This is a genomic window from Burkholderia sp. Ac-20379 (assembly GCF_017104645.1).
In the GTDB taxonomy this organism is placed as follows: domain Bacteria; phylum Pseudomonadota; class Gammaproteobacteria; order Burkholderiales; family Burkholderiaceae; genus Burkholderia.
Genome location: NZ_JAAGPF010000324.1, coordinates 1 through 8,412, shown reverse-complemented (window position 1 = coordinate 8,412; position 8,412 = coordinate 1). Strand labels below are relative to the sequence as shown.

General features: G+C 70.8%; 9 protein-coding genes. 5 read left to right on the top strand and 4 right to left on the bottom strand.

Annotation, left to right across the window (positions count from 1 at the left end; all coding sequences use genetic code 11):
• From G3N92_RS27595 to G3N92_RS27585, 3 genes are all read left to right on the top strand, one after another.
• A partial coding sequence (locus tag G3N92_RS27595; protein ID WP_206130753.1) for a citrate synthase occupies positions 1-845 on the top strand: 845 nt, incomplete at its 5' end.
• An 82-nt stretch (positions 846-927) separates the two neighbouring features.
• A complete protein-coding gene (gene mdtD / locus G3N92_RS27590; RefSeq protein WP_206130752.1) occupies positions 928-2,361 on the top strand; it encodes a multidrug transporter subunit MdtD in 1,434 nt (477 codons plus the stop codon).
• Positions 2,362-2,624: 263 nt separating this feature from the next.
• Entirely contained in the window at positions 2,625-3,872 is a 1,248-nt protein-coding gene (locus tag G3N92_RS27585; RefSeq protein ID WP_206130754.1) for an EAL domain-containing protein, read from the top strand.
• Between the two features lie 15 nt (positions 3,873-3,887).
• On the opposite strand, the gene G3N92_RS27580 is transcribed toward G3N92_RS27585, so the two are convergent.
• Together G3N92_RS27580 and G3N92_RS27575 are read right to left on the bottom strand one after the other, a co-directional pair.
• Positions 3,888-4,934: a 2-dehydropantoate 2-reductase gene (locus G3N92_RS27580; protein WP_206130751.1), complete on the bottom strand. Its 1,047-nt coding sequence runs from the start codon at positions 4,932-4,934 to the stop codon at positions 3,888-3,890.
• 7 nt (positions 4,935-4,941) lie between these two features.
• Positions 4,942-5,469, bottom strand: coding sequence for an Mpo1-like protein (locus tag G3N92_RS27575; RefSeq protein ID WP_206130750.1), 528 nt, complete (start codon positions 5,467-5,469; stop codon positions 4,942-4,944).
• Between the two features lie 79 nt (positions 5,470-5,548).
• Here G3N92_RS27575 and G3N92_RS27570 point away from each other — a divergent pair, with 79 nt between their 5' ends.
• Both G3N92_RS27570 and surE read left to right on the top strand, forming a co-directional pair.
• Entirely contained in the window at positions 5,549-6,256 is a 708-nt protein-coding gene (locus G3N92_RS27570) for a Crp/Fnr family transcriptional regulator (RefSeq protein WP_206130749.1), read from the top strand.
• Between the two features lie 183 nt (positions 6,257-6,439).
• Entirely contained in the window at positions 6,440-7,222 is a 783-nt protein-coding gene (gene surE / locus G3N92_RS27565; RefSeq protein WP_206130748.1) for a 5'/3'-nucleotidase SurE, read from the top strand.
• 126 nt (positions 7,223-7,348) lie between these two features.
• On the opposite strand, the gene sodB is transcribed toward surE, so the two are convergent.
• Both sodB and G3N92_RS27555 read right to left on the bottom strand, forming a co-directional pair.
• On the bottom strand, positions 7,349-7,927 hold the full coding sequence (gene sodB / locus G3N92_RS27560; protein WP_206130747.1) for a Fe-Mn family superoxide dismutase: 579 nt from the start codon (positions 7,925-7,927) through the stop codon (positions 7,349-7,351).
• A 266-nt stretch (positions 7,928-8,193) separates the two neighbouring features.
• A partial coding sequence (locus G3N92_RS27555; RefSeq protein WP_277396200.1) for an exodeoxyribonuclease VII large subunit occupies positions 8,194-8,412 on the bottom strand: 219 nt, incomplete at its 5' end.

Genomic DNA, 8,412 nt, shown 5'->3' with positions numbered 1-8,412 from the left:
TTCTATGGAGTCGGTGGCGAGGTGGCTGGGTGGTTTCCCGTCCGCGGGGCTGCTCGTGTGTCATGCTGCCGTCCGACGCCGCCCGCCTGCCGCGCGTCTGGGGGAGCGCGGGGGACGCGCAAGTCGGCGTGGCCGTCGCGCTGCTGCGCGTCACGCTCGCGGCGGTGGCCGGCGCCGCGCCGTCCGCACAGCCCGCGCATCGCCAACTGGCCGCCGCCTGGGGCGTGCGCGGCGCGCGCGCCGCCGGCCTGCTGCGCGCCGCGATGGTGCTGTGCGCCGATCACGAGCTGAACCCGTCGACCTTCGCGGTGCGCTGCATCGCCTCCACCGGCACGCACCTGTTCGGCGCGATCGCGGGCGGCCTGGCCGCGCTGTCGGGGCCGCGTCACGGCGGCGAGACGGTGCGCGTGCGCGCGCTGTTCGAGGACTCCGCGCGCGCCGCCGATCCCGACCCCTACCTCGCGATCCGGCTCGCCCACGACGAACGCGACGACGGCGGCCGCACCCGGCTCGCGGGCTTTGGCCATCCGCTCTACCCCGACGGCGATCCGCGCTGCGTCGCGCTGCTCGACCTGCTGCGCGAGCACGCCGGCACGCAACCGGCGCTGCGCCAGGGGCTGGCCGTGGCCGCGCGCGTGGAGGCGGCCACCGGCGAGCGGCCGACCGTCGATTTCGCGCTCGCGCTGATCGAACGCGTGCTGGCGCTGCCCGACGGCGCGGGCTTCGTGCTGTTCGCCGCCGGCCGCACCGCGGGCTGGATCGCGCACGCGCTCGAACAGCAGCGCGACGGCAAGCTGATCCGGCCGCGCGCGCGATACGTGGGCAGCGACGCGCCGGGCGCTTGAGCGCGCCGCCCGCTCCGATCTTCCTGCGCCGCCGCCCCGCTTTTCCTACAATGTCGGCTGTCCGCGACTCCGAACCCCGCCCATGTCCCGTCCCCCCGCCGCCCCGAGCGAATCGTCCCTGACCGTGATGCTGTGGGTGGTCGCCACCGGCTTCTTCATGCAGACGCTTGATGCGACCATCGTCAACACGGCGCTGCCGTCGATGGCCGCGAGCCTCGGCGAATCGCCGTTGCGGATGCAATCGGTGGTGATCGCGTATTCGCTGACGATGGCGGTGATGATTCCCGTCTCGGGCTGGCTGGCCGACACGTTCGGCACGCGCCGCGTGTTCTTCAGCGCGATCCTGATCTTCTCGGCCAGCTCGCTGCTGTGCGCCAACGCGCACACGCTGCCGCAACTGGTGGCATTCCGCGTCGCGCAGGGGGTGGGCGGCGCGATGCTGCTGCCGGTCGGGCGGCTCGCGGTGCTGCGCACGTTCCCGGCCGAGCGCTATCTGCCGGCGCTGTCGTTCGTCGCGATCCCGGGCCTGATCGGCCCGCTGATCGGCCCGACGCTCGGCGGCTGGCTCGTCAAGATCGCGTCGTGGCACTGGATCTTCCTGATCAACGTGCCGGTGGGCGTGGTCGGCTGCCTGGCCACCTATTACTCGATGCCCGATGCGCGCAACCCGGCGGTGGGCCGCTTCGACCTGCGCGGCTACATGCTGCTGACGATCGGCATGATCGCCGTATCGCTGTCGCTCGACGGGCTGGCCGATCTCGGCATGGATCACGGCGCCGTGCTGGTGCTGATGATCCTCGGCCTCGCCGCGTTCGTCGCCTACGGGCTGTACGCGGTGCGCGCGCCGCATCCGCTGTTCCCGCTCGACCTGTTCAAGATCCACACGTTCAGCGTGGGCCTGCTCGGCAACCTGTTCGCGCGGATCGGCAGCGGCGCGATGCCGTATCTGATTCCGCTGCTGCTGCAGGTGAGCCTCGGCTATTCGGCGTTCGAGGCCGGCCTGATGATGCTGCCGGTGGCCGCCGCCGGGATGTTCTCGAAGCGCCTGATCACCCGGCTCATCACGCAGCACGGCTACCGCAAGGTGCTGCTGCTGAACACCATCATGGTGGGGCTGCTGATGGCCAGCATGGCGCTGATCAGCGACCGCCTGCCGCTGTGGCTGCAGGTGGTGCAACTGGCGGTGTTCGGCGGCTTCAACTCGATGCAGTTCACGGCGATGAACACGCTGACGCTCAAGGATCTCGGCACCGGCGGCGCGAGCAGCGGCAACAGCCTGTTCTCGCTGGTGCAGATGCTGGCGATGAGCCTCGGCGTGACGGTGGCCGGCGCGCTGCTTGCGACGTTCACGGGCGTGATGCACAGCGTGACGCCCACCCATACGCTGCCGGCCTTCCACGCCACGTTCGTGTGCGTGGGCATCATCACGGCCTGCTCGGCGTGGATCTTCGCGCAGCTTTCGCCCGACGTGCGCGGCGGCGCGACCCAGAAAACCGATCCGTCCGAACGCGCGTAAGCGCGCGAACGCAGCGGGGAAAACCGAGCCCGGCGCGGCTTTCGGAGCCACCGCCCAGGTGCCTCGCAGCGCGGCGCCATGCACGGTCGCGTCCGCGTCCCGGCACCAACCCGGTGCAACCGCACCATGCGCGCCGCCCGCTCCGGCGCGCGCAAGCGTTGCACGACCGCTGCACGCGGCGGCGGCGGCGCGCATGGTTCTTGCTCGTTCACCGGTGCTAGGTAAACTGTCACCCTCTTCCCCGCCGCCCCATGACGACGACCATGATCGACATCGATCCTCCCGGCTTCCAGCCGCCGCGCCCCGTCGCGGGCGACGACGGCAACCGGCGCACCGTGCTGTACGGCGACTACACCGTGTTCAGCGTGTTCCAGCCGGTGTTCTCGGTTTCGCACCGCCGCGCGATCGGCTATCACGCCTCGCTGCGCGCGCGCGGCGCCGACGGCGCGCAGGTGCCGTCGCACGAAGTGTTCACGCAGGCGGCGCGGCGCGGCGACCTGCTCGAACTGGGCCGGCTGGCGGAATCGCTGCATCTCGGCAATTTCCACGCGTTCGACAGCCACGAGGAATGGCTCTTCCTGAGCCTGCACCCGGCCGCGCTGATGGACACCATCTACGGCGACGCGCTGCTCGCGAACCTGAAAACGCTCGGCCTGCCGCCGCAGCGCGTGGTGCTCGAAGTGCCCGAGCAGGCGGGCGGGGACACGCCGCGCTTCGGCGCGATCGTCGACGGCCTGCGCAAGGCCGGCTTCCTGATCGCGCTGGGCGGCTTCGGCGCCAAGCATTCGAACATCGATCGGGTCTGGCATCTGCACCCCGACATCGTCGCGCTCGACCGCGGCATCCTCGCCCAGGCGAGCGAGCACTCGCATCTCGAGCGCGTGCTGCCGGGGCTGGTGTCGCTGCTGCACGAATCGGGGCAACTGGTGCTGATGGGCGGGCTGTCGACCGAGCGCGAGGCGCTGATCGCGCTCGAATGCAACGTCGATTTCGTGCAGGGGACGTATTTCTCGGGGCCGAGCGTCGAACCGGTGCAATCGCAGGCAGCCGCCGGCGCGATGGACACGCTGTCGGCCGCGCTGCGGCTGCGCGTGGCCGAGCGCGAGCGCACCCAGCACGCGCGGCTCGCGCCGTACGTGAGCGCGCTCGAACAGGCCAGCGCGCGGATCGCCGCCGGGCAGGATCTCGCCGCGGCCGCCGCCGACCTGCTGGCGTTGCCCGATGCGGCGCGCTGCTTCCTGCTCGACGCCTCGGGCCGCCAGATCGGCGACAACGTGCTGCCGCGCACGCGCGCCTCGCAGCGCGCCAAGCGCTTCCGGCCGCTGCTGCATTCGGAAGGCGCGAGCTGGGAACGCCGGCCCTACTTCATCGAGGCGATGCGCGCGCCGGGCAGCGTGCGCGTGACGCCGCCGTATCTGTCGATCAACGAGGCGCACCTGTGCGTGACCGCCTCGATCGCCGCCGTGCGCACGAGCGGCATGCAGGTGCTCTGCGTCGACATCAACTGGTAACGCGCCGCCGCCCGCTCAGGCTTCGTCGGCGGGCAGCGGCGGCGGCTCCTCGGCCGCGTCGCGCAGCGTGTGCAGCAACGCGTCGGCGCGCCAGCGCGTGTGCGAGCGATCGCTGCTCGCCAGCCGCACCAGTTCGCGCAGCCGGGCGTTGACCGGCGCGCGCATCCCCGCTTCCGCCGCCAGCCGCACAATCTCGCCGTTGAGCCAGTCGATCTCGGTCTGCCGGCCCGCGGCCAAGTCGTCGGCCATCGACGAGCGCGCGTGCGGATCGATCGACAGCATCGGCCCCGCGAAGCGCGCGAACAGCGCGTCGGGCAGCGACAGCACGCCCGGCAGCCAGCCCGGCGGCAGCGGCGTGAGCCACGCGGGCCGGATCCCCGATCGATGCAGGATGCGCAGCGCCTCGGTTTGCGCCAGCGCGAGACAGCGCCGGTAGTCGCGCTGGCCGAGCTGCTCGCGCAACGGCAGCCACGACAGCGCGTTGATCGCGTTGTTGAGGTTGAACAGCAGCTTGGCCCACTGCACCGGCACGATGTTCTCGCAATGGCGCAGCGGCAGCACCGCGCGGTCGAACACTTCGTTGATGGCGTCGAGCCGCGGCGACGCCTCCACCACGAGCTGGCCGCCCGAGCCCTGATGGAACACGCCGTTGCCGCGCGCCACCACGTTGAACGGCACCATCGCCGCGAGCACCGTGCGCGCCGGCAGCGCGATGCGCAGCGCGTCGGCCTGGCGCACGCCGTTCTGGAAGCTGATCACGAGCGTGCCGGGGCGCAGCACCGGATCGAGCGCGGCGGCCGCGGCCGGGGTGGCCGTGCATTTGACGGTGACGAACACCACGTCGGCGTCGGCAAGCGCGCGCGGGTCGGTGTGGAAGTCGATGCGCTCCGGCGCGACCTGCGCCTCGCGGCCGAAGTAATCGTCGAGCGTGAGCCCGTGGGTGCGCAGCATCTCGCCGGTGTCGGCGCGGCCGACGAAGCGCACGTCGCCGCCCGCAACCGCGAGCCGGCCGCCGATATAGCAGCCGATGGTGCCCGCGCCGAACACCGCGAGCCGGGTCACGATCGAATCAGACGCGTGCGCCGTGCGGCCCGTGACGCTGCGGGCCGGCACGCCGCTCGATCGCATCGCGCACCTCGCGGCGCAGGCCCGCGTAGAACGCCAGCTCCGCCACCACGAACAGCGGCCCGATCGCCAGGCCGATCACGTCGTCGACGAAGGCCGGCTTGCGGCCCTCGAACGCATGACCGACGAACTGGATCGCCCAGCCCGCCACGAACAGCCCGATGCCCGCCGCGAGCCACACGCCGGTGCGCTCGACGGCCAGCGTCTGGCCGAGCCAGAGCGTCAGCGCGAGCAGCACGCTCATGGCCGCGCCGAAGCGCAGGTCGAGCCGCAGGTAGTAGAGCGCGGCGGCCACCGCCACCACCAGCGCCGGGCTCAGCACGACGCCCGCCAGTGCACCGGCCGCCGGCCGCGACAGCAGCACGGCCACCGCGGCGACGATCATCGGGATGCCGAACAGGTGGGTGACGATATTGCGCGTATCGCGGTGATACGCGGCGTAGTTTGCGAGTTGATCGACCAGTGTTTTCATCGCGTCTGTCTCCTTGACGAGCGCTATGATGCGGGTTGCCCCGCGCCTTCGCTGTCAGCTACCCGACATCCCCCACCCCATGCCCGTGCCGCCCGACCCGCTGCTGCCCCTGCTCGACGCGAACCCCTGGTTCCGCGCCCTGCCCGACGCATTGCGCGCCAGGCTGCGCGCCACCGCCACCGTGCGCGAACTCGCCGCCGGCGAGACGCTGTTCCGGCGCGGCGATCCGCCGTGCGGGCTGTATGCGGTGCTGGCCGGCGCGCTCAGCATCGGCGCCGTCGATCCCGATGGCCGCGAATCGCTGTTGACCGTGCTCGAACCCACGACATGGTTCGGCGAGATCTCCCTGTTCGACGGCCAGCCCTGCACGCACGATGCGATTGCCGTGGAGAACACACGACTTTTGCATCTCGCGCAAGCTGCACTGCAGCAACTGCTCGACGAGGCGCCGCACTACTGGCGGCATTTCGGGCTCCTGATGGCGCAGAAGCTGCGGCTGTCGTTCCTGACCGTCGAGGCGATCAGCGTGATGCCGGCCGCGCAGCGCCTGGCCGCGCGGCTCCTGATGATCGCCGAGGGTTACGGCGGGATCAGCACCGGCCACACGCGCATCCGGCTCTCGCAGGAACGGCTCGCGTCGCTCGCCTCGCTGACGCGCCAGACCACCAACCAACTGCTGCGCGAGATGGCCGCGCGCGGCGTGGTGCGCCTGCAGGTGGGCGAGATCGAGATTCTCGATCTCGATGCGCTGCGGGCCGCGAGCGGCGATATCGGGCGGGTGTTGTAGCGCGCTGAAGCTCGCCGCCAGTCGCGGTCGCGGCGCGCATCGCGAATCGTCGTGCCGCCGTTCGCCCGCTTTTCGCCAGCAGCGCGCCGCCGGATGTTGATAGCATGAGCCTCTCGCGCCGGCGGCCCGCCGCTCGTGCCCGTCGCCCATCCCGCTTCACGTCACCTCACGAGGATCCGCCCGATGTCGTCAGCCCCGCCGCTCTTCCACCGCCTCCTGCTCACCAACGACGACGGCATCGACGCGCCGGGCCTCGCCGTGCTCGAACGGGTCGCCCGGACGCTGGCGCGCGAAGTCTGGACCGTCGCGCCGGCCTCGGATCAAAGCGGCACCTCGCATTCGCTGAGCCTGCACGAGCCGCTGCGCGTGGTGCCGGCCGGCGAGCGGCGCTTCGCCGTGCGCGGCACGCCGGGCGATTGCGTGGCGGTGGCGCTCGGCAGTCTGATGCAGGACGCACGGCCCGAGCTCGTGCTGTCCGGCGTCAATCGCGGCGCGAACCTCGGCACCGAGACGGTGTTCTCGGGCACCGTCGGCGCGGCCATGACGAGCATGCTGATCGGCGTGCCGGCCATCGCGCTGAGTCAGGCGTTCTCGGATCGCAACGCGGTGCCGTGGGATACGGCAGGCGAGCACGCGGCCGGCGTGATCCGTCAGTTGGTGGCGGCCGGCTGGGAGGCCGACGCGTGCCTGAACGTGAATTTTCCGCCGGTGGCGGCGAGCGAGGTGGGCGCGCTGAAGGTGACGACGCAAGGCCGCGGCCTGCTGGGCGGCGTCGAGATCGTCTCGCGCACCGATCCGCGCGAGCACGGCTATCACTGGCTCAAGCTCGCGCGCGGCCCGCGCGACGACGCGCCCGATTCCGAAACGCTGTCGCTGCGCGCCGGCCACATCACCGTCACGCCGCTGAAGTTCGAGCGCACCCACGACGCGGCGCGCGAGCGTCTCGCGGCGAAGCTGGCGGGCTGAACGGCACAGGCCGTTGCCGCTGCCGCTGCCGTTTCGGCCGGACGAAAAAAAGCCCTCGCATGCGAGGGCTTTCTTCATCGGCGGCGGCCCGGAAGCCGTGCGTCGATCGGAACACGAAGCCGTGACTTACGCGAAGTTCTTGGCTGCGAAGTCCCAGTTCACGATGTTCCAGAACGCTTCGACGAACTTCGGGCGAGCGTTGCGGTAATCGATGTAGTAGGCGTGTTCCCAAACGTCGATCGTCAGCAGCGGCGTGGCGTCGGTCGTCAGCGGCGTGGCGGCGTTGCTGGTCGAGACCAGGTCGAGCGAGCCGTCGGCCTTCTTCACCAGCCATGCCCAGCCCGAGCCGAACGTGCCGATTGCCGTCTTCGTGAACGCTTCCTTGAACGCGTCGAACGAACCCCACTTGGCGTTGATCGCGTCGGCCAGGGCGCCCGTCGGCGCACCGCCGCCCTTCGGCGACAGGCTGTTCCAGAAGAACGTGTGATTCCAGATTTGCGCGGCGTTGTTGAAAATACCGCCCGACGACTTCTTCACGATCTCTTCGAGCGAGAGGTTTTCGAACTCCGTGCCCGGGATCAGGTTGTTCAGGTTCGTCACATAGGTCTGATGGTGCTTGCCGTAGTGGAACTGGATCGTCTCGACCGAGATGTGCGGAGCGAGCGCGTCTTCAGCGTACGGCAGCGGCGGGAGCGTATGAGCCATGGCGATTCCTTTGAAGTATATGTGGGGGGACAGGATCCTGCGAGCGTCCGATTGTAGGCGAGACCGAATAACCCCGCAAACTCGCGGGTATTCGGGTGCGCCGCCATCCGTCCGGCCGCCGGAACCGCTGTCATGACGAACTGCCGACACGCGCGCGACATATTCCCGGCCTCGGGAAACGCGTGCGCGTCAATGGCAATGCAGCACGATTCGATCCCGTCGCGCGGCGCGGCGAACCGCAGCGGCGGCCGCGCGCTCGGAACCGCTCAGAACGATTCGTCGAGGCGCGGCTGGACGTCGGCCAGCGTCACGTCGACGGTGCCCTCGGCCAGATGCACGGCGAGCCGGCGCTGCGGCTTCAGCGTGCCCGGCGAGCGCACGGCGCGGCCCGTCTGCGCATCGATCAGCGCCGCATAGCCGCGCTCCAGCGTGCGCTGCGGGCTCAGCACCTCGAGCCGCGCCGCCAGGCCGGCCACGCGCGACGA

Coding starts and splice junctions, on each gene's coding strand:
- mdtD (WP_206130752.1), top strand. CDS start 928: ATGTCCCGTCCCCCCGCCGCCCCGAGCGAATCGTCCCTGACCGTGATG.
- G3N92_RS27585 (WP_206130754.1), top strand. CDS start 2,625: ATGATCGACATCGATCCTCCCGGCTTCCAGCCGCCGCGCCCCGTCGCG.
- G3N92_RS27575 (WP_206130750.1), bottom strand. CDS start 5,469: ATGAAAACACTGGTCGATCAACTCGCAAACTACGCCGCGTATCACCGC.
- G3N92_RS27570 (WP_206130749.1), top strand. CDS start 5,549: ATGCCCGTGCCGCCCGACCCGCTGCTGCCCCTGCTCGACGCGAACCCC.
- surE (WP_206130748.1), top strand. CDS start 6,440: ATGTCGTCAGCCCCGCCGCTCTTCCACCGCCTCCTGCTCACCAACGAC.
- sodB (WP_206130747.1), bottom strand. CDS start 7,927: ATGGCTCATACGCTCCCGCCGCTGCCGTACGCTGAAGACGCGCTCGCT.